We start from the raw sequence: 21,245 nt of genomic DNA on the forward strand, positions 1-21,245 counted from the left end.
TTGGTCTATCATAGCGAGATAAATCAATGAACCCAAATTAGCTTGGGCACAGCACGAAAAGGAATTGAGGAAGTATTATGTCTATCGAAGAAAATAAAGAAGCACGCCATAAGGCTCGCCAACAAAAAGTCAAAGAACAGGTAGACGCAAAAATTGCTGCTGCTCAAGAGGAAAAAGGTCTGCTACTGATCATTACCGGAAATGGTAAAGGTAAATCGACATCAGGGTTCGGTACGATAGCACGCGCAGTAGGTCATGGTTTGAATTGTGCTGTCGCGCAGTTTATTAAAGGTACTTGGGATAATGGTGAGCGCAACCTACTTGAGAAACTCGGCGTTGAATTCCAAGTAATGGCGACCGGCTTTACATGGGAAACTCAAAACAAAGCCGCTGATACCGAAGCAGCGCAAGGCGTATGGCAAGAATGTAAGCGCATGCTCAAAGATGAATCTATCGATGTGGTTCTTTTTGACGAGCTGACGTACATGGTGAGCTACGGCTACATTGATTTAGACGAGGTCGTTGAAGCGCTGAACAACCGCCCTAAAATGCAGTCGGTTGTCATTACTGGTCGTGGCGCTCATCGCACTCTGATTGAAATGGCTGATACCGTTTCTGAAGTGAAGAATGTAAAGCATGCATTTGAGTCAGGCGTCAAAGCGCTGAAAGGTGTCGACTGGTAAAGCTCACCAGCAGAATTAAAAAAGGGTTGGCTAATGCCAACCCTTTTTGCTTTGGCTCGAATCTAATTGAATAGATTCTTTATCAAACCATCGACTGCTTCTTTGGTTTTTTCGTCTTTGATCTTGTCCGTTAGCTTCTCTACGCCACGATCGATTTCTTTCTGAGCTTTCTGCTTCAGAACATCATCAAATACGAGCTTGAATTTAGGATCCGCCCACTTACCAGACACATTGATTGGAATCGTGATATCTTTCAGCTCATCTATATCTTTGCCGCCTTGGCCTTCTAGGCTACCTACGACTGATGTGCTGATAGTAAAGTTAACAGTTTCATTGATGTAGTTTGCGGTGCCTTTACCACGAACACGGAGCAATGGAGACTGAGCTTGCATATTATCCGTTGATACGACACCTTTATTGAGCTTCAATGTCGCCGTCATCGCACTAAAATCTGTTTTCTTAACTTCATTGGTGCCTTCGACTTTTTGCCCTTTAAATTTCGCGTAGTTTTCACGAATCAATTGAGCAACGTTGATGCCATTTACCGCACCGTCAGCAAAATTGATAACAACCGTACCAGAAAGATTCTTCTTGATACCGGTAGGCGTTAGACTCTTACCGGTAACATTCACATCAATGTTACCCGTCCCTTCAAGCTTGTCGTTATCAGCGACATCAATAAGTAACGGTTGAACTTTCACGCCTTTGATTGACTTCTTCACACTGTAAGTCACTGGTGACTTGCGTGCATCTAACTTCGCTGTCGCTGAGATTGAGCCTTGGTACAGCTTCGAACTAAATGAAGTAAGCTCAAATACGCCACGATTTACAGTGAAGCTCGTTTTTACCGCTTCCATCTTCGCATTTGCCGCTTTGAATTTGTCGATGGTAATGTCACCCTTTACATCTAACGTTTTCAACGCAGACAAATCAGGCTCAACCTCAGACCCAGCTGGAGCACTCTCGCCACCAGAAGCAGGCTTATTACCTTCGGAATCTTGCTGATCTAATCCTAAGAATTCATCAAGATCGATATTTGGGCTGTGGAGAGCAAATCGTACTTTAGGAATATCGCCAAGTGTCACATCTGCCTTACCATCTAAGGCGATAGCATTCGCTGTTAACTTCTCTAGGACAAAACTCAGGTGGTTTTTCGTTAGGTCGAAAGACAGATCAGACACCATGTCGACTTTCATCGGTGACTGAGGTAAAGCATCCCCCTCAAAAGTCGATTTAAGAGTTAGCTTATCCAACTGCACTTTGCTGATAGCCTTGTCCACGCTAAGTTGACCAGCACCCTGCATATCTAACTTCATACCACCAGCGTCGCCTTTCATGGCATAAGTCAGGTTATTTACTTTATCGAATTCAAACGTATCTAAACCGATCGTTGCCGATTCAATCTTATTGGCAGGGTCAGAGTATGTCGCATCAAAGTTGATGTTCTTTAGCGCGTAGTTTGCCAAACCTTTTTCTAGCTTAAAGTCGGCCTGACCTTTCGCTGTGAACTTTTGGTCATTCATTTCGCCCTTCACGCCAAAATCAGCCGTTGTCCAGTTGTCAAAAGCGAATTCGGAAAGGTTTAATGAGATATCATAAAGTTTGGTGTAACTACCGGCTTGCTTATCCTGCATTTCTAATGAGCCATTAGAAACCGTAACACCAGCAAGATTAATGCTCCAATCAGAGCCAGAAGGCTGCGTTTCACCATTTTGCGTAGGCGCAGTATCGCTCGCTTGCTCTGCTTGTTGTGTTTGGGCTTTCGTCAATGCATCAATATTCTTGCTGCCATCTTTCTTGGTTTCAATGTAGAACTCAGCCCCATCAAGCGTGACGTTTCCAATTTCAAGCTGTTGACTAAAAAGTGGCATGACAGAGATATCTACACCAACGGTATCAACTTTGAATAAATTGGGTTTACTAAAGCCTTGTGGGTTTCGCAATTCTGTATGTCCCAACTCAAAGCCGATCGATGGGAAAAATTGCCAACTGATATCACCTTCAATCACCAATTCTAATCCCGTTTGCTTTTGCGCTTGCTCAACAATAAGGGGCTTAAACTGGTTAGGATTGACGAAGATGGTTAACGCTAAAATTGCGACCAAAATGACCACAATCGGTATTGCTAGAATTAAGAGCAGTTTCTTCATTTGTTTTTCCTTGCTCGAGTGTTTTTACAATTATAAGCGCAGACTCCATTTACCGCTGACAGTTCCACAAAAGCGTGAAAAATGTCTGGTTTTAACCTGCAACTGACTAATTTAAAAACAAAAAAAGAAGTGGCACTTAAGGTGCCACTTCTTCTCTTAAAAATAAAGCGATATAGCCGTCTAAAGGCTTAAGCTTTCAAAAGTCTTGCAATGTGAGCTTTTAATACATCGATTGCGATACGGTTTTTACCACCGCGAGGAACAATAATGTCCGCATATTGCTTAGAAGGTTCGATAAACTGCATGAACATCGGACGTACTGTTTGTTGGTACTGCTTGAGAACAGATTCCATAGTTCGGCCTCGTTCTTCCACGTCACGCTTAACACGACGAAGCAAGCAAATATCTAACGGTGTATCCATAAATACTGTCGCGTGCATCAAATCACGAAGACGAGGGTCAGTAAGAAGAAGGATGCCTTCTAGAATGATCACCTTTTTAGGCGTCATTGTGGTCGTGTTACTTGTTCTTGTGTGCTCAGTGTAGCTGTACTCAGGTACTTCTACTGCTTCACCACGTACCAATTTTTCAAGGTGCTCACACAGTAGGTCGTGGTCCAACGCACTCGGGTGATCGTAGTTCGTCTTTACTCGCTCTTCCATGCTTAGGTGGCTTTGGTCGTTGTAGTAGCAATCTTCCGTGATGACACCGATTTGATGATCGCCTACTTTCGCGCGAAGCTCATTATAAATAGTGCTCGCGATCAGACTTTTTCCAGAAGCAGAAGCGCCAGCAATACCTACGATGACGCATTGATTATTATCAGACATTAGTTTGCACCCGATGATGATTTCTAGTCACATAAAAAGATAAACTGCCTGATTATAGGGAGTTCACCCCATAGTTACTAGCTGGAATTAGGGTTTAGTCATAAGTTTCTGCCTGCTCAGAGGATTAACCTCCGAGCAAACGTTAAAATGTGCAATTATCAACCAACAGGCATAGTAAACTTAGTTCACCATTGTAAAGCTAATCGCATCTGGTTTTGCTTTGCCTTGCCAAAACATCGTGCTACACACACGATCGGCAAGCTGCTTGTAATACCCTGCATGCTCACTTTCTGGGCGCCTTGCTACTGTTGGCACGCCAGCATCAATATCTTCTCGCATAGAGATATGAAGCGGAATTTGTCCTAGCAGTGCTAAGCCAAACTCTTGCGACATTTTTTCTGCACCACCCATGCCAAAAATATGCTCTTTCGCGCCACATTGGCTACAAATGTGATAACTCATGTTTTCCACAACACCAATAACTGGGACATGGACTTTGTTAAACATTGCCGCTCCCTTTCTTGCATCGGCAAGCGCCAAGTCTTGCGGTGTCGTGACTAACACACTACCTGTCACCGGAATCTGTTGTGACAACGTCAACTGTATATCACCCGTACCTGGCGGCATATCAATCACCAAATAATCTAAAACGGGCCAGTCTGTCTCCGTTAATAACTGCGACAACGCTTTTGAAGCCATTGGACCGCGCCATATTGCCGCTTCTGATTTGTCCACTAAATAGCCGATAGAGTGAGTATAGATGCCGTGAGCGAAAATGGGCTCCATCCACTTACCATCACGAACTTCTGGTTTTGCATCTTCTTGCCCTAACATCATAGGGACGGAAGGTCCATAGATATCCGCATCCAACAATCCCACTTTCGCCCCAGATTGAGCAATCGCCAACGCTAAGTTAACCGCAGTCGTTGATTTACCGACCCCACCTTTCGCAGAGCTAACGGCAATGATGTTCTTAACACCTTTAACCGGATTGGCCACTTGAGTTTCTAGTGCTTTAACTCCCAAGCGAATATTGAATGGGAATTCAGCCACTTTATCTGCGGTTTGTTGCTGTTTAATCCAGTCATGCAATATGGTTTGAAGCTCATTACTTGCGAATGGCAACGTTATCTCAACAGAACCTTGTGCCGTAATCGAAATTGCGCCATGAATATCTGCCCAATTTTCCACCAACTGTGGATGCTGGAATTGGTTAAACCAGTGACAAAAATCTTGTTTTGAAGTGAACTGATGCATAAGTCCTCCTTTTAGATGTCATGCTAACACCGTCCTGCCTCAACCAGAACCCCAAAAAAACTAAGGCATTCCGCAGTTTGACACCTTGGAGTTAGTGAGTTCATGGGGTAGTATTATCCATCAAAATTTATTTATACCTATCAAGAAAAGCGAATATTAAGTATGGCAAACGATCCAAGAAACTTTCCGTCAAGGAAAATGCTGGTAACTTGTGCCCTTCCGTACGCTAACGGTTCGATCCACCTTGGTCATATGCTTGAGCATATCCAAGCGGACATTTGGGTTCGTTACCAACGCCTACGCGGCAACACTGTAAACTTCATCTGTGCTGACGATGCTCACGGCACGCCAATCATGCTTAAAGCGCAACAGATGGGTATTACTCCTGAAGAAATGATTGCCGCAGTTAGCGAAGAGCACCAGAAAGACTTTGCTGGCTTTGATATCAGCTTTGATAACTACCACAGCACACACTCAGATGAGAACCGTGAGCTAGCGTCACACATTTATCTTGAGCTGAAGAAAAACGGCTTTATCTCTAGCCGCACAATTTCTCAGTTGTTCGACCCAGAAAAAGAGATGTTCCTACCGGACCGTTTCGTAAAAGGTACCTGTCCAAAATGTAAGTCAGAAGACCAGTACGGTGACAACTGTGACAACTGTGGCGAGACTTACAGCCCAACAGAACTGATCAATCCTAAATCTGCGGTTTCTGGTGCGACGCCAGTAATGAAAGATTCTGAGCACTTCTTCTTCGACCTGCCTCAGTTTGAAAGCATGCTAAAAGAGTGGACTCGCTCTGGCTCGCTACAAGCTGAAACAGCGAACAAAATGCAAGAATGGTTCGAATCTGGTTTGCAGCAATGGGATATCTCACGTGATGCGCCATACTTTGGCTTCGAAATCCCAGGAGAGAAGAACAAATTCTTCTACGTATGGCTAGACGCACCTATCGGCTACATGGGCTCTTTCAAAAACCTATGTGACAAGCGCGACGACCTAGATTTCGACGAGTACTGGAAGAAAGACAGCTCAGCAGAACTGTACCACTTCATCGGTAAAGACATCGTTTACTTCCACAGCCTATTCTGGCCAGCAATGCTAGAAGGTTCTGGCTTCCGTAAACCAAACAACGTATTCGTACACGGCTACGTAACGGTAAACGGTGCGAAAATGTCGAAGTCTAAAGGTACTTTCGTAAAAGCAAGCACTTACCTAGAGCACCTAGACCCTGAGTGTCTACGTTACTACTACGCGGCGAAGCTAAACAGCCGTATCGACGATCTAGATCTTAACCTTGAGGACTTCACTCAGCGTGTAAACGCTGACGTTGTTAACAAGATCGTTAACCTAGCATCGCGTAACGCAGGCTTCATCGCAAAACGTTTTGAAGGCAAACTGTCTGACAACTTTGCAGAGCCTGAGCTTTACAACGAATTTGTTGCTGCGGCTGACCGTATCGCTGAGCTTTACGAAACACGTGAATTTGGTCGTGCAATCCGTGAAATCACTGCACTGGCAGACAAAGCTAACCAATACGTTGATGAAAAAGCACCGTGGGTTGTAGCAAAAGAAGAAGGCAAAGATCAGGAGCTACAAGACATCTGTTCTGTCGGTATCAACCTGTTCCGTGTACTGATGACTTACCTGAAACCAGTGATGCCTGCACTTGCTGCACGTACTGAAGCATTCCTAAACCAAGAGCTGACTTGGGAAAACATCGCTGCGCCACTAACAGGCCACGAGATCACTAAGTTCAAAGCACTGTTCAACCGTATCGATCCGAAGAATGTTGAAGCGATGATCGAAGCATCTAAAGAAGATGCGGCGGCAGAAATGGCGGCGAAAGAGAAAGCAGAAGCGGAAAAGAACAAGGCTAGCCAAACTGAGCTAGACAAAGAGCCAATCGCTGAAGAGATTGAGTTCGACGCTTTTGCAGCAGTAGATATGCGTATCGCTCGTATCATCTCTTGTGAAGAAGTGCCAAAAGCAAACAAACTGCTTAAGTTCCAACTGGACATCGGTGGTGAAACTCGTCAAGTGTTCTCTGGCATCAAGTCAGCGTACAAACCTGAAGAGCTAGAAGGCAAACTAACGGTAATGGTAGCAAACCTAAAACCTCGTAAGATGAAGTTTGGTATGTCAGAAGGCATGATCCTAGCAGCGGGCCCTGGTGGCAGCGACTTATGGATTCTTGAGCCACACGAAGGCGCTCAACCTGGCATGCGCGTAATGTAAGTCGCATTCCAAATATAACACTATAAAATCCCTGCCAATTTGGCAGGGATTTTTTGATCATATTCACAACTTTGGTGAACCCATGCACCAATAACGACCGCCCCAAAAGAACATTTAACATAACCAGTTGTTTTAATTTAATTTTTGTTTGGCATCAAAACTGCAAACCTTCCTTGCTAGGTCCAAACACTAACAAGGAGTTGGTTATGTTTGTTTTGATTTCCACATTATTATCTATCGCTATTTTAGCCGGAATATATCACTTATCTTCTAAACGAGAGCAGCAACACGCGCGTAAATATCAGCTATTAACATTATTGCGAGATGTTGTTCATCTGCTGAGACGCCATCGAGCTGCGACACACTACTCACTTCAATTTCAACAAAATAACGAACAAGAATTAGAAGTCCTTCATAACGATCTCACCAACAAACTGCATCTTTTGGTCGAAACCTCACGCTTTGAAAATAAACCCATGTATCGCGTGCTGCAGATCAAAGTAGGAAAACTGCTTGAACAATGGAACGATCACAGTGTTGCAAGGAACCAGATGGAGCATGGTAAGTTAATTCGTCATTGCTTGTTCTTGATGGATGAAGTCACGATTGCTTGGTTAGCGGTAGAACAACGAGATGATCTACATAATGAGTACCACATGAACTGGCAAAACATTATGGATAGCTTAGAAACCCTGACTCAATTGAGAATTAGCATTCAAGACTTGGGAGAGCAAGGCGGAAATGAGCGTTTCAAAAATTACGCATCGGTTATGACACGTAAGCTAAATCAATTAGCGGTTATCGCTCCGCTTAGTATCGTTTCTCCAGCTTCCACACGCTCAATACAGACGTTAAATAACTATGTGACAGGCAGTCATGTCGATTTAACAGAAGCAGAACTTTATGGAGTCACATCAGACTTATCGTTGACCATCTTCAATACTTACGACCACGTCCTTTCAGACATCGTTGAAGCATTGTATCTACCGTTGCCCAAACTCTCTGTAGCAAGATAAGCTCTATACAGTACCGTGCCAATTGTCACAACAGGAACGTAACTGGTATCTATTGGTAAAAACAAAAAAACCGCAGACCTTAGGTTCTGCGGTTTTTCATTCATCTAACTTCTTAGCGCTTAGCTGTCATCTTCTGTGAAGTTCGTTGGTAATTGCTTTTTCATCTCATTCCAGATTAGCGCGCTTTCCATACCATAGTGACGAATCACAACTGGCAGTTGTTCACGCTGACCACTTTCACAAGTTTCTAGCAACTGATGGTAAAACTTCAGCGCTAGCTCACGAGAAGCTGGGTTTGAGAAATAATAGCTACCAACGCGATCATAGAGCTTCTTCAAGCCATTAAAAATCAAACCGTAAATCTGATTCCCTGAATGGAATGCTAGGCGTTGGAACAACATGTAGTCGTAAAAGTTGAACGTTTTAGCAATCAAGATTTCTTGACGCTTCGCTTCATCTTTCTCGTTGTCTTCTTTCACGTTCTGTAAGACTTTCTCAGCATAAGGTGAAGAAGCGATGAAATCGTCCCAAGAAGCAGCATTCATTAAAGCTTCACAAGATTCAATTACATTCTTGATCGTGCGCTCAGAGTTCTCTTTATTTGCTTTAAATGCATAACGCATAAAGATAGGGCTGATGTTGGTACGTGCTGCAAGCAAATCTTCTACAATGTTTGTTGCGTTATCTACGTCCAACGTCATCAACGTATCCAAAATATGCAGACCAGAGGTCTCCATAAATTGGTTTACCTTCGTTGGTTTACCGTGTTGGATTGTTAACCAACCATCACGGGCTAGTCGTTGAAGAACCTCTCGTAAAGTCGTTCGAGTAACACCAATTAGCTCAGACAGCTCGCGTTCAGCAGGTAAAATAGAGCCAGGAGGAAAACGGCCGTTCCAAATGCTCTCGATAATATATTTTTCTGCGAATCCCGCAGGGCTTTTCGCCTTTATGACCATTCTACTTTTTATCCAATATTGATTTCTGAGGGTCGATACTACTCATCATACCACTACTTAACGGTTTGAGAAAATTTACGATCAATAATTGAAACGATTCTACAATATAGAGTTAATACTCTATATGTTATGTCAATCTAGGACGGTCTGACGTGCGAGTGAAAGCGGTAAAATCTGAATTTTCGTTTAATTAAACAGCTCACAAATTGCGGAGAAATAAAGACTACTGCGTCACAATTTTATATTCAAAATATGAAAAATTACTTTGTATATCACAGTTAATATTCTTTCTTAATTTGCCTTTTCTCGTCACTGACCGTCATTTAAAATCCAAGAGGATTTTTTTGAGCCTTTCATGATATAGTAACGCCGTTTTGATCGCGTTATTACATTTAAAAAGTCATTTTAGTCGGTAGCATCACGTTTTGTTATTGACTAATAAATGCCTGAGTGTAGAGTTTGCGGTCGAAAGTGAGCGGTGCTTGAGTTCAGGGGAAGTAACTTGGCAAGACTGCAATAAACAAAGGATTGTTGTTTTACTAAGTTATTGTTTTAAAAGACTAGTTAATAAGTCTAACAAACAGATACTTAAGCACTATTGTAGTGTCTATTCATAATTTTGTTATAAAGAGAATTATCATGCCGATATCGCTCGGAAACGCTTTTATCAAGAACTTTCTTGGTAAAGCGCCTGATTGGTACAAAGTTGCCATTATAGCCTTCTTAATAATTAACCCGATTGTATTCTTCCTAATAAACCCATTTGTTGCTGGGTGGTTGCTGGTTGCTGAATTTATTTTCACGCTTGCAATGGCATTAAAATGCTACCCATTACAACCTGGTGGTTTACTTGCTATTGAAGCCATCGCTATCGGCATGACTAGCCCTGCGCAAGTTAAGCACGAGTTGGTGGCAAATATTGAAGTATTACTGCTGCTGGTATTTATGGTTGCGGGCATCTACTTCATGAAGCATTTATTGCTGTTCATTTTTACCAAAATTTTACTTGGTATTCGCTCCAAAACCCTTCTATCACTTGCGTTTTGCTTTGCCGCTGCATTTTTATCTGCATTTTTGGATGCTTTGACGGTTATCGCCGTTGTTATCAGTGTGGCGATCGGTTTCTACTCTATCTACCACAAAGTGGCGTCAGGTAACCCGATTGGTGACCATGACCACACACAAGATGACACGATCACTGAGCTAACGCGTGATGACTTAGAAAATTACCGCGCCTTTTTACGCTCATTGTTGATGCACGCTGGTGTAGGTACTGCGTTAGGTGGCGTAACCACTATGGTGGGTGAACCTCAGAACTTAATTATTGCAGACCAAGCGGGTTGGTTATTTGGTGAATTCCTAATCCGTATGTCTCCAGTGACGCTACCCGTATTTTTCTGCGGTCTCATCACTTGTGCTCTAGTCGAAAAGCTTAAAGTGTTTGGCTACGGTGCAAAACTTCCTAACAACGTTCGTCAAATCCTCGTTGACTTTGACAATGAAGAGCGCAAAACGCGTACCAATCAAGACGTTGCAAAGCTATGGGTTCAAGGGCTTATTGCCGTTTGGTTGATCGTGGCATTAGCCTTGCACTTGGCGGCGGTAGGCTTAATTGGTCTTTCAGTGATCATCTTAGCGACGGCTTTCACTGGCGTCATTGAAGAGCATTCCATGGGTAAAGCGTTTGAAGAGGCTCTGCCTTTCACTGCACTACTTGCGGTATTTTTCTCGATCGTTGCGGTAATCATCGACCAAGAGTTGTTTAAACCAGTTATCGACGCGGTGCTTGCCGTTGAAGATAAAGGCACTCAGTTAGCTCTGTTCTATGTCGCGAATGGCTTACTATCAATGGTGTCGGATAACGTATTCGTCGGTACGGTTTACATCAATGAAGTAAAAACAGCACTCATTGAGGGTCTCATTACTCGCGAGCAGTTCGACTTACTGGCAGTTGCTATCAACACTGGTACTAACCTACCATCTGTTGCTACGCCAAACGGTCAAGCAGCATTCCTATTCCTACTCACCTCGGCTCTCGCTCCATTAATTCGTCTGTCTTACGGTCGAATGGTTATCATGGCGCTGCCTTACACCATCGTTCTTGCGATTGTCGGGCTAATGGGCATTATGTTCTTCCTAGAGCCTGCAACGGCTTCTTTCTACGATGCAGGCTGGATTTTACCTCATAGTGGTGATCTGACTCCCGTAGTCTCTGGCGGTCACTAAAATTTGAGTTGATTAGGAAACTTATCCACGTTAAAAAGCTCTGAGTATTCAGAGCTTTTTCTATTTCAGACAGGAACAAAAACGTGACTATTTTAAATTCACTTAACCAGTTTTCGAAGGGACGCTTATCGTGGCTGCTGCTTCTGCTATTCGTCGTTTTCTTTGAAGCATGTGCCCTCTATTTTCAGCACGTCATGATGCTTGCACCATGTGTCATGTGTATCTACGAACGAGTCGCGATGATGGGAGTGGGTGTCGCTGCAATCGTTGGTCTTATGGCACCAAATAACCCAGTTTTCCGTTGGCTAGGTTTGATTGGCTGGGGATTAAGCTCTTACAAAGGACTGTTGCTTGCTCAGCAGCACGTTGATTATCAGTTTAACCCATCACCATTCGCGACTTGTGATTTATTCGTAACATTCCCTAGTTGGGCTCCGCTTAATCAGTGGGTTCCTTGGATGTTCGAAGCATACGGCGATTGCTCGAAGATTGTTTGGCAATTCCTCGATTTATCAATGCCACAATGGTTAGTAGTTATTTTCGCTGGCAATTTAATTGCTTTAGCATTAATTGTGATCGCACAATTCTTCCCAGCAAGACGCACTAATCCGATTCGTTAATCCTTCCGAGAAATGATAACGAAAAAAGCCGACCAGATGGTCGGCTTTTTACTGAGTAAACATCGCGGCTATTTAACTTAACCACGTTAACTCAACCACGTGATTGACCACAACACTGCTTGAACTTTTTGCCGCTCTCACAAGGACAAGGATCATTGCGCCCGATACCTTTGAATGGGTTTAGGCTTTGAGCCTTATTGCCTACCATCAACTCATCCGCACCTAACGCCACTTCACCGACCATCAAATCAAGCTGGTCGATCAAGTCTGCAAGAGCTGGAGGCGTTTCAATACCGGCGTCGCGCATCTGTTGCTGCGTCGCCGACTCATCGATAGCCAGCATCAAAGTGGTCAGTAATGCTTGTAGCATACGCTGCAATCCATCATTGAGCTCAACGTCTTGCCATTGTTCTTCAATCATTGGCCAAACAGACATAAAGCCTTCGGCAAAATCAGCAAGTTGTTCAGGTTCTTTGCCTGTTAGCTCTAGCACGGAATATTCGTTTCGTTGAATTCGGTTGTGCTGCTTGTGAATTTGCTCTTCTACTGCCGGTTGAATCGCTTTGAATCCTTCACCTAATAGCGGCTCTAACCACTTTTCAGGAGCGAGTGGTTTTGTCGTCAGATTAGCAGCGAGCACTGCGCCTTCGATAAATAGGCAAGATTCATCGATGTGAATTTCGCCTTTCTCAATCAATGTGTATTGCATGACATCTGGTTTCCCATAAATTTGGCGGCATTATACCTCAGAGCATAAAAGCACGTAACCGGGAGTTGCGAGTTTGACTGTATTGAGTGCTTTGAGTCTTTTAATGACAAACTTAGCTGACATCGCTACAATCGCCCTCCTTTTTATCACCAAACTGTATTAGGCAAACTATGCGAGTTGTACTAGGCCCAATGGAAGGCGTTTTAGACCATTTGATGCGCCAAATCCTGACCGAGATAAACGACTATGACCTATGTGTTACGGAATTTGTTCGAGTCATCGACCAGTTATTGCCCGATCATGTATTTCACCGTTTATGCCCGGAGCTGTTGCAAGGTTCTCAAACCGCATCAGGTGTGCCAGTACATGTGCAATTGTTAGGACAAGAACCAAACTGGATGGCTGAGAACGCAATTAAAGCGGCGAGCCTAGGCGCCAGAGGCATCGACATAAATTTTGGTTGCCCAGCCAAAATGGTCAATAAAAGTAAGGGTGGTGCTGCTCTACTTCAGCATCCTGAGCTAATTCACCGTGTGGTTAAAGCTTGTCGAGAAGCTGTTCCAGAGGCTATTCCTGTGACCGCAAAAATTCGTCTTGGCTGGGAAAACCCTGAAGATTGCTTTGAAATTGTTGATGCCATTCAATCTGCTGGTGCAAATGAACTCACCGTTCACGCTCGGACTAAGCAGGGTGGTTACAAAGCGTCTGAGATAAAATGGGATTACATCAACCAAATTCGCGAACGTTTTGATATTCCGCTTATTGCGAATGGCGAAATTTGGAATTATGAAGATGGTCAACGTTGCATTGAAACGACTGGCGTTGACTCTTTGATGGTGTGCCGCGGCGCTTTCAATATCCCTAACTTGGGCAACATGGTAAAACACAACCACCAGCCAATGTCATGGCCCGAGGTGGTTGAGCTACTGATCTACTACTCCAAGTTTGAGATGAAAGGCGACAAAGGCTTGTACTATCCAAACCGTGTAAAACAATGGTTCTCTTACTTACGTCAGGCCTATCCTGAAGCAAAAGATCTATTCAGAGAAATCCGAACGTTTAACAAAGCCGCGCCGATTGTTGAGCATATTCAACGTTATCGTGATGAGTTAAATTCTCAGGTTGCATAAAATCTGAGCATTGCAAAGGGCGAACTGCTCGCCCTTTAAGCGCTTAGATCTTCGTAGCAAATCTTATTTTTGCCTGTACTCTTGGCTTGATATAACTTTTCATCCGCCACTTTAAATAACTCATCAAAGCTTTCCACTCGGTTCTCTTTACTGAACACCACACCGCCAGAGATCGTAAAGCCTTCTTTAGTCACGCGTGTCGAGCGTTCGTCTATGGCTTTTTTTACCCGCTCTAAAATTAGCTTAATGCCTTCCGAGTCTTCGTCGTAAATCGCCAACACAAACTCTTCGCCACCAAATCTTGAGGCGACATCTGTGTGGCGAATATTTTCACGTATACATTTTGCAACTAGCTGAATCGCAGAATCGCCGACATCATGACCATAGGTATCATTGATCTTCTTGAAGTTATCAATATCGAACACTGCTAATGCAACCTGTTTTTTCGTCATCTTATTGCGCCACACGGTTTGCATTCCTCGACGGTTCAACAAGCTCGTCATCGGATCTCTGGCGGCGAGATCTTTAAAATAACGTCGCTCACTATGCATATTCACATAGAACAATACGACTGTGCTCAAAACGTAAATAGAGATCGCAACAATAAGGCTGTATTTTTCGAACACCGCTAGGTTCTTAGCTTCATCCCAAAGGTTGTACTCGTAATACATGCTGTGATTCGCACTCAATCGCTCTAACTCGACTGGTTTGATTCGTGTACTGTTTGAAGGAATGGATTGTAAATTGGAAACCAAATGAAACTTACCAACAAGACCTAGCGACGAAGCCATCAACGCATTGACATCAAAATCAATGGACAGCACACCTTGATGCCTCCCTTTTTCGTAAACAGGCACCGTCATACTAATGATTTGACCTTCCATCGAATCCAACATCGGCCCAGGTCCGGCCAATGTGATGTTCACTTTATCTTGTGCGGTTTTTTGCCAAAATGGGCGCGCTTTTAGCGTTGACCAAAGCTCTCTAGTGAAGTTTTTCGCGTACGTGTCAGGAGACGAAATGACGTAACCACGCTTATCGATGTAATGAATACCAACGATATGGGATTCAATATCGTGCAGAAAAGACAATGACGGTGCAAAACCCGCCTTTTGTTCAGCTAATTGGTTAATCGTTGAACCTTGCTGACATAAGCTTTCATCGCCCACAATCATGTAATCAAGATCAACCGCAGGTAACCCCTCACTGTAGACACTCTCTAGCAACAAGACGTCTATCGGCCAAATATAACAAAGCCCCTTTTTGACTAAAGAATTGTGCTCTTCAGACAATGGGTTAGCGTAATTCGTATAGTTAGTAAAACTATAATCTAAGGCGGTGAGGACTTTAATACCACGGGACATGGCACGATCAATACGTGCATACTCAGAATCAATATAGCGATTGACCGCATCGTAGTAGTTTTTTGTCGTAACAAGCAAAACCACTACAAATAATGCGAGGGGAAAAAAGATGACAAATGAGAGACTAAATCGCCTTTGGTTAACCATTGAGTACCATGTATGTGAAAGGTAGATCGTCTCTTATCAAACAATGGGATTACGCTATCTTATCAACTGGCAATGCGTAGTGCGCATCGCCAGATAATCAGATAACCAACAAATGTGTACGCATTGTAGGAGACTGTTTATATATTAAAGAAGTTTAATCAATATAGAATGTAGTGTCACTTCAGTTGCCACAATTTGAAGCTCTGTGCAGGTATATTGACAGAAAGATGACCCTTATAATCAATAAGTTCGCGTCCATCCAGAAGTGACGAAAGATGGGTAGCCTCCAAACCAAGTTGCCACAGAGGCAAGTCAATTGAACACTCATCGCTACTTAGATTCATCACAACAACGATCGCTTCACTTCCAAGTACGCGCGCATAAGCCAGCACGTTGGTATCGCAATGCAGCCATTGAATACTACCAGACTGTAAAGACTTGTACTGTTTACGTATCGAAATCCATTGCTTGTAAATCGACAGCCATGCTGAGTTTTCGATTTCATTCCAAGGGAAACAGCGACGATTATCCGGGTCTAGACCTCCTTCTAGACCGACTTCACTCCCGTAGTAAATACAAGGCGTGCCAACGTAAGTCATAAGCATTGCTAGCGCGATGTTCATTTTACGCTTATCACCATCAACCAGAGTGATAAACCGAGCAGTATCGTGACTATCGAGTTGATTTAGCTGCGATAGCTGATTAGAAAATGGGATTTTTGCTCTGGCTTCGTCCAACCATGCTTTAAATTCCAAACCATCAATGTTGATTGGATCGTACATAATGTCTTGTCGCGCGATAAAAGCTCGAACTGGATGAGCAAAACCGTAGTAGTTCATCGCCCCATCCTCTTGATCACCTTGCAGCCACTGTGTTGCTTCAAAAAAGTGCTCACCTAGCACATAGGCATTCGGATTGACTGACTTCGTCGCATGGCGAAACGCTTCAACATAATGAGCATTGTTTTTCGCTCCCTCTCCTTCGCCAAGCATATGAATAACATCAAATCGCCAACCATCGACTGAGTATGGAGGCTTAAGCCAGTGCTTAATGACAGATGCTTCGCTTTGATAGATATAGTCACGCACTTGTTCATTTTCGAAGTTCAGAACCGGTAAGTTACCAATGCCCTTCCAACCAATATAGTGATCGGTTTCGCCTTCGAAAAAGTAGTAATCGCGGAACTTTGACTGCGGATTGCCATACGCCCCTTCTCCTTTTTGTTGGATATCAAACCAAGGATGATGCACTGACGTGTGGTTAAACACCGCGTCTAAGACAATCTTCATATTCTTATCACGAATCTTCTCACACAGTTCCGCAAACTGAGCATTAGTGCCGAACATAGGATCAACAGAGAAGTAATCCGTAGTGTCGTATTTGTGGTTACTTGGTGAAGAAAAAATCGGATTGAAGTAAAGCGCTGTTACGCCGAGCTGCTCAAGGTAATCCAACCTCTGCTCTACACCTTTGAGATCGCCGCCAAAAAACTCTCTTGCTCCTGTATTTTTGTGAGAGCCTACCGCGTCTCCCCAAGCCTTGACGACCGATGCAGAATCATACTGAGCATAAGCGTGGCGAATATCAGACTCACTTTTACTAGCAGAAAAACGGTCAGGAAAGATTTGATAGAACACTTGCTCTTGGACCCAGCTTGGTGGTTGATGATTTACATTCAACTTAAAGTGGAACTCTTTGGGTGGAATACGTTTTTGCACACCTCGCGCATCGAGCCAGTATTGTTGTCCGTCTTTGAGGAGCTTAAACACATAATGTGTGACATCTCGATCTCGGTTTGGTCGGAACGAGGCTTCCCATAGTAACAATTCCCCAGCTGTTCCAATTTGAGCCATGTCGACCAGATATTCTTCATTGTCCGGCTCAATACGCACATAAACGGAATCAAAATCCAATGTCTCGGTTTTCAGTCTGACTGTGACTTGCTCTTGATTAAAAGCTAAACCATCAATAGTTTGACTATGAAAAATAAATGGCAGGTTCATTATGGGCACTCCTCGTCATCGGATATGCCACTATGTTATTGGAGAATGAGAGACAAGAAATCCTCCTTGCGAGTTGACATATCAGCCAATTTTCCCAAGGAGGATCACACTTAGTAGGCGTAGTGACTGGTAGGATACTGCTTAGTTCAACAAGAGACTGTCATCTGCAAGCTCTTCACCACGCACTTTGGAGAACATATCCAACAAGTCTGGTACTTGCATGTTAGCGCGCTGCTCTCCAGCCACATCTAGCACAATTTCACCTTGGTGAAGCATTACGGTCCTATCGCCACACGCTAATGCGTCTTTCATCGAATGCGTCACCATCATCACGGTTAAATCGAACTCATCGACAATACGTTTAGTTAAGTCGATAACAAACGCCGCCATACGAGGATCAAGCGCAGCCGTGTGTTCATCAAGCAATAACAACTTACTCTCCGATAACGTCGCCATCACAAGGCTAACGGCTTGTCGTTGTCCACCGGACAGTAAGCCAATGCTATCGCCCAGACGATCTTCTAAACCAAGCCCTAGGATGCTAATTCGCTCTTGGAACAGCTTGCGACGTTTAGCTGAAAGCGCCAAACCCCAACTGCGTTTTTTACCACGCATGTACGCTAAAGCCATGTTCTCTTCTATCGTTAGCTCTCCACAGGTTCCGGCCAATGGATCTTGAAACACTCGTGCGCATTGCGTCGCACGCTGGGCTACCGTCTGCTTGGTGACGTCTTTGCCATCAATGATCACCTGACCACCTATCATCGGCGTCTCACCTGTCACCGCACCAAGCAACGTCGATTTTCCTGCGCCATTAGAACCAATCACGGTAAGAAACTGATGTTCTGGAACCTCTAAAGAGACACCTTTCAGTGCACGATTTTCCAAAATCGTCCCAGGGTTGAACGTGACCTGAATGTTATTAAGTTCAATCATAACGCCTCCCCTGAACCATTTTTTGATGCCGCTTGTTTAGCATCAGTAACGCGTTGTTTCGCTCTCATGCTCTGTTTTAGCTTTGGAGCAATAAGCGCCACAGCCACCAATACTGCGGTAACCAGGTTGAGGTCTGAAGCTTGTAAACCAAACATGCCAGAGCTCAAAGCGAAAGCCACTGCAAGACGATAAAGTACCGAACCGATGATGACAGCAAATACCGCAACCCAAATTTTTCGCCCGGGAATAAGGGTCTGGCCCAAAATCACAGCAGCCAAACCAACCACAATGGTGCCCACGCCAGAGGTCACATCTGCAAAGCTGTTCGTTTGTGCAAACAACGCGCCTGCGAATCCGACAAAACCGTTGGATAAAGCCAACCCAAAGTAGGTATAAAAACCAGTGCTCGCCCCTTGCGCAGAAACCATACGCGCATTCACGCCCGTGGCTCGTAAACCAAGACCAAAGTCGCTGTTGAGCAAGCGAATCACAAAGAAAGCGGACAAAAGAACTAAGACCCCAACAACCAGAGGACGAATGAACATCGGATCGCCCAAGGCTTCAAACGGCGTGAGAATCGTATCCTCTCCAAGCAACGCCATATTAGGTTTGCCCATAATACGAATATTGATTGAAAATGCCGCGATCATGGTAAGAATGGAAGCTAACAGGTGCAAAATACCACATCGAACAGCCAGAAAAGCGGTTATCCAACCCGTCATACTACCGGCTATCATCGCCATTATTGTCGCAAGCCAAGGATTAATACCTGCGACAATCGCCGTTGCAGCCACCGCCGCTCCCATTGGAAAGCTGCCATCCACACTCAAATCGGGGAAATCGAGAACACGAAATGTAAGATACACACCCAAGGCAACTAGGCCATAAATTAAGCCAATTTCGAGTGCGCCAAAAAAAGCAAATGCAGACATAACTGCTCCTTTCTGCATGTTCAGGCTGACGAATACCAACCTGAACTTAAGACTTCTAACGTATACTCCCATTCTTCTCTAGCAGAATGCTCTACACGAGAAGTCCGGCGAGTATCAATTTTGGGGCAAGCCTCTATCAACAGACGTGACGGCCCTAACCCCAAAAAAGAGCGTTACTTATTGCATGCTTGTCGCACGTTCAACCACAGAACTTGGCAGCTTGATACCGAGCTTAGATGCCGCGCTTTCATTAATTACGAGGTCAGAGCCCGTCGCGACTTTTACATCCAATTTGCCTGGTTCTTGACCATCAAGAATCGCCGCCACGTAATCAGCGGTTTGCACACCAACCTGGTAGTAGTCAAAACCTAAGCCTGCAATTGCTCCTTTTTCGACATATGACGTCGCACCACCAAAGACAGGTTTTTTCGCTTGATTCGCTGCCACAATCATCCCTTCAATCGCACTTGCAACTGTATTGTCTGTTGGGGCGTAAAGAATGTCTGATTTCGCTGCAATCGCTTGAGTCGCAGACTGAACATCAGCACTTTTTAGTGCGGTCGCTTCAACCACTTGTATGCCTTTTGCTTCTGCGCTTTCTTTTAGCAGTTCAACCAAAGTCACGGCATTAGCTTCACCGGGATTAAATACAACCCCGATGCTTTTCACCTGAGGGAGAATTTCTTGGATGAGGTCGACATGCTGAGCAACGGGTGAAAGATCAGACAGGCCAGTTACGTTTTTGCCTGGTTGTTCCATCGACTTAACCAATTTCGCACCGACCGGATCTGTTACCGCAGTAAAGACAACAGGAATAGAGCGCGTTGCCGACACCAAGGCTTGTGCCGAAGGCGTCGCGATACCCACTAACACATCAGGATTTTCGCCGACGTACTGACGGGCAATTTGCACTGCAATCGCAGGGTTACCCTGTGCGGTCTTATAATCAAATTCTAGATTTTTGCCTTCTTCGTAGCCTTTCGCTTTTAAACCATCAAGCAATCCTTGACGCGTCGCGTCTAACGCGGGGTGTTCGACAATTTGTGAAACTGCAACGGTTGCAGTGGCGGCCAGTACATTGGCAGAAGAGAAAATAGCAGTAGCAGATAGAACGGCAGTGGCTAATAAACGTTTCGTTTTCATCATAACTCCTTGATGTGACTTCGTCCTTGTTTCGCGAGCATTCAACATGAATATCGACTCGTGAATTCAAATGTTTGAAGGGGGTAATGTTGTGTTCGTATAACTGTGCACTTCTTGCGCATCTTGTTTTTATTATTACTACTAAGTCTTAGTAAAGAAAAGCAAGATTTAACACTAAAGCAACATTTGTGATCGGGGGACTTCTTCATCCGGAAAGAATCTTTGGTAAACGAAGCTTCGCTCGCTTCATCAACGACCGTCAAAGTAGGTAATAGAGGCAGGATCAAAAATGGAGCGGCTAGTGCACACTCCATTTCAAACAATTTAAATTAGAACCAACGCTCTAGTGACGATTTATCGAGCTGGCGAAACGCTCGGTTCAGTATTATCGCAAGCTCTTTATAACGAGGGCGAGCTTTAACAGGCTCTAGTGCAAAACCTGTTTCCACAATTTTTTGATGCAACTCCCGATACCAAGATGCCAGAGAAGGCGGCAGTTTCGTGTTGGATCGAGCACCAAGCCACCAAATCCCTTGGAGTGGCAAGCTAATCGCAAACAAGGCGACAACAATAGACTGAGGTAACGCGTGGTAATTGTTGAATGCCATTTGAGTGAGTACGCTGATCGCAGCGACGGCTGGCATGACTTTAATGCCAAAGCGAGTCGCCTTAATGATACGCTGTTCCGGAAATATGGCGCTTAGCTCTTTACGAACCGGCCAGATCTCCATGTAATTCTGGCCATCTTTCAGGCTATGGATCAATCCGACTTTATTACTCATACCGCTCTCTCACTAAAAAATAGTTGAACATTTCAACTGAAGGTACAAAAAATTGATGAAAGTTAATATTCTTTCAAATTTTTTTTGTTATCATTGCTTATTATCGCTATCCTTTGCAGA

The 21,245-nt window shown here is 44.1% G+C and carries 17 protein-coding genes; 6 read left to right on the forward strand and 11 right to left on the reverse strand.

The window, feature by feature from the left end:
* Positions 1 to 77 precede the first annotated feature (77 nt).
* Positions 78 to 683, forward strand: a complete 606-nt coding sequence (gene cobO / locus R2S67_RS08565; protein ID WP_005396966.1) for a cob(I)yrinic acid a,c-diamide adenosyltransferase — start codon at positions 78 to 80, stop codon at positions 681 to 683.
* Between the two features lie 62 nt (positions 684 to 745).
* On the opposite strand, the gene R2S67_RS08570 is transcribed toward cobO, so the two are convergent.
* The 3 genes from R2S67_RS08570 to apbC all read right to left on the reverse strand — a co-directional run bounded on the left by R2S67_RS08570 (position 746) and on the right by apbC (position 4,920).
* Complete coding sequence (locus R2S67_RS08570) at positions 746 to 2,833, reverse strand: AsmA family protein (RefSeq protein ID WP_317343312.1); 2,088 nt, start codon at positions 2,831 to 2,833, stop codon at positions 746 to 748.
* A gap of 188 nt (positions 2,834 to 3,021) precedes the next feature.
* Positions 3,022 to 3,663, reverse strand: coding sequence for a uridine kinase (udk, locus tag R2S67_RS08575; RefSeq protein WP_005396962.1), 642 nt, complete (start codon positions 3,661 to 3,663; stop codon positions 3,022 to 3,024).
* A 180-nt stretch (positions 3,664 to 3,843) separates the two neighbouring features.
* Positions 3,844 to 4,920, reverse strand: a complete 1,077-nt coding sequence (gene apbC / locus R2S67_RS08580) for an iron-sulfur cluster carrier protein ApbC (protein WP_317343313.1) — start codon at positions 4,918 to 4,920, stop codon at positions 3,844 to 3,846.
* Between the two features lie 162 nt (positions 4,921 to 5,082).
* On the opposite strand from apbC, the gene metG reads away from it, so the two are divergent.
* Together metG and R2S67_RS08590 are read left to right on the forward strand one after the other, a co-directional pair.
* A complete protein-coding gene (metG, locus tag R2S67_RS08585) occupies positions 5,083 to 7,158 on the forward strand; it encodes a methionine--tRNA ligase (protein WP_046874415.1) in 2,076 nt (691 codons plus the stop codon).
* Between the two features lie 206 nt (positions 7,159 to 7,364).
* Positions 7,365 to 8,174, forward strand: coding sequence for a hypothetical protein (locus R2S67_RS08590; protein ID WP_046874414.1), 810 nt, complete (start codon positions 7,365 to 7,367; stop codon positions 8,172 to 8,174).
* A 119-nt stretch (positions 8,175 to 8,293) separates the two neighbouring features.
* Here the strand turns inward: R2S67_RS08590 and fadR are convergent, their stop codons facing one another.
* Positions 8,294 to 9,133 (reverse strand): fatty acid metabolism transcriptional regulator FadR, encoded by an 840-nt coding sequence (gene fadR, locus R2S67_RS08595; protein WP_005396954.1) that lies wholly within the window; start codon positions 9,131 to 9,133, stop codon positions 8,294 to 8,296.
* Positions 9,134 to 9,772: 639 nt separating this feature from the next.
* Between fadR and nhaB the strand changes: the two genes are divergently transcribed.
* Together nhaB and dsbB are read left to right on the forward strand one after the other, a co-directional pair.
* Positions 9,773 to 11,359, forward strand: a complete 1,587-nt coding sequence (nhaB, locus tag R2S67_RS08600) for a Na(+)/H(+) antiporter NhaB (protein ID WP_005396952.1) — start codon at positions 9,773 to 9,775, stop codon at positions 11,357 to 11,359.
* Positions 11,360 to 11,442: 83 nt separating this feature from the next.
* A complete protein-coding gene (gene dsbB / locus R2S67_RS08605) occupies positions 11,443 to 11,979 on the forward strand; it encodes a disulfide bond formation protein DsbB (protein WP_005396949.1) in 537 nt (178 codons plus the stop codon).
* Positions 11,980 to 12,070: 91 nt separating this feature from the next.
* On the opposite strand, the gene R2S67_RS08610 is transcribed toward dsbB, so the two are convergent.
* Positions 12,071 to 12,688 (reverse strand): YecA family protein, encoded by a 618-nt coding sequence (locus tag R2S67_RS08610; RefSeq protein ID WP_048625767.1) that lies wholly within the window; start codon positions 12,686 to 12,688, stop codon positions 12,071 to 12,073.
* A gap of 170 nt (positions 12,689 to 12,858) precedes the next feature.
* Here R2S67_RS08610 and dusC point away from each other — a divergent pair, with 170 nt between their 5' ends.
* A complete protein-coding gene (dusC, locus tag R2S67_RS08615) occupies positions 12,859 to 13,818 on the forward strand; it encodes a tRNA dihydrouridine(16) synthase DusC (RefSeq protein WP_006742820.1) in 960 nt (319 codons plus the stop codon).
* Between the two features lie 35 nt (positions 13,819 to 13,853).
* On the opposite strand, the gene R2S67_RS08620 is transcribed toward dusC, so the two are convergent.
* The 6 genes from R2S67_RS08620 to yfbV all read right to left on the reverse strand — a co-directional run bounded on the left by R2S67_RS08620 (position 13,854) and on the right by yfbV (position 21,125).
* A complete protein-coding gene (locus tag R2S67_RS08620) occupies positions 13,854 to 15,329 on the reverse strand; it encodes a GGDEF domain-containing protein (protein ID WP_317343315.1) in 1,476 nt (491 codons plus the stop codon).
* 176 nt (positions 15,330 to 15,505) lie between these two features.
* Positions 15,506 to 17,332, reverse strand: a complete 1,827-nt coding sequence (malZ, locus tag R2S67_RS08625; RefSeq protein ID WP_317343317.1) for a maltodextrin glucosidase — start codon at positions 17,330 to 17,332, stop codon at positions 15,506 to 15,508.
* A gap of 141 nt (positions 17,333 to 17,473) precedes the next feature.
* Positions 17,474 to 18,268 carry an ABC transporter ATP-binding protein gene (locus R2S67_RS08630; protein ID WP_005396631.1) on the reverse strand — a complete coding sequence of 265 codons (795 nt, stop codon included), beginning with the start codon at positions 18,266 to 18,268 and terminating at the stop codon, positions 17,474 to 17,476.
* A complete protein-coding gene (locus R2S67_RS08635; RefSeq protein WP_005396632.1) occupies positions 18,265 to 19,200 on the reverse strand; it encodes an ABC transporter permease in 936 nt (311 codons plus the stop codon). Before R2S67_RS08635 ends, R2S67_RS08630 begins: the two co-directional genes overlap by 4 nt.
* A 177-nt stretch (positions 19,201 to 19,377) precedes the next feature.
* Complete coding sequence (locus tag R2S67_RS08640; RefSeq protein ID WP_047010059.1) at positions 19,378 to 20,343, reverse strand: ABC transporter substrate-binding protein; 966 nt, start codon at positions 20,341 to 20,343, stop codon at positions 19,378 to 19,380.
* 329 nt (positions 20,344 to 20,672) lie between these two features.
* Positions 20,673 to 21,125, reverse strand: coding sequence for a terminus macrodomain insulation protein YfbV (gene yfbV / locus R2S67_RS08645; RefSeq protein ID WP_005380809.1), 453 nt, complete (start codon positions 21,123 to 21,125; stop codon positions 20,673 to 20,675).
* Between the last annotated feature and the right edge of the window lie 120 nt (positions 21,126 to 21,245).

Origin of the sequence: Vibrio sp. T13N (assembly GCF_032970445.1) — a bacterium.
GTDB lineage: Bacteria > Pseudomonadota > Gammaproteobacteria > Enterobacterales > Vibrionaceae > Vibrio > Vibrio diabolicus.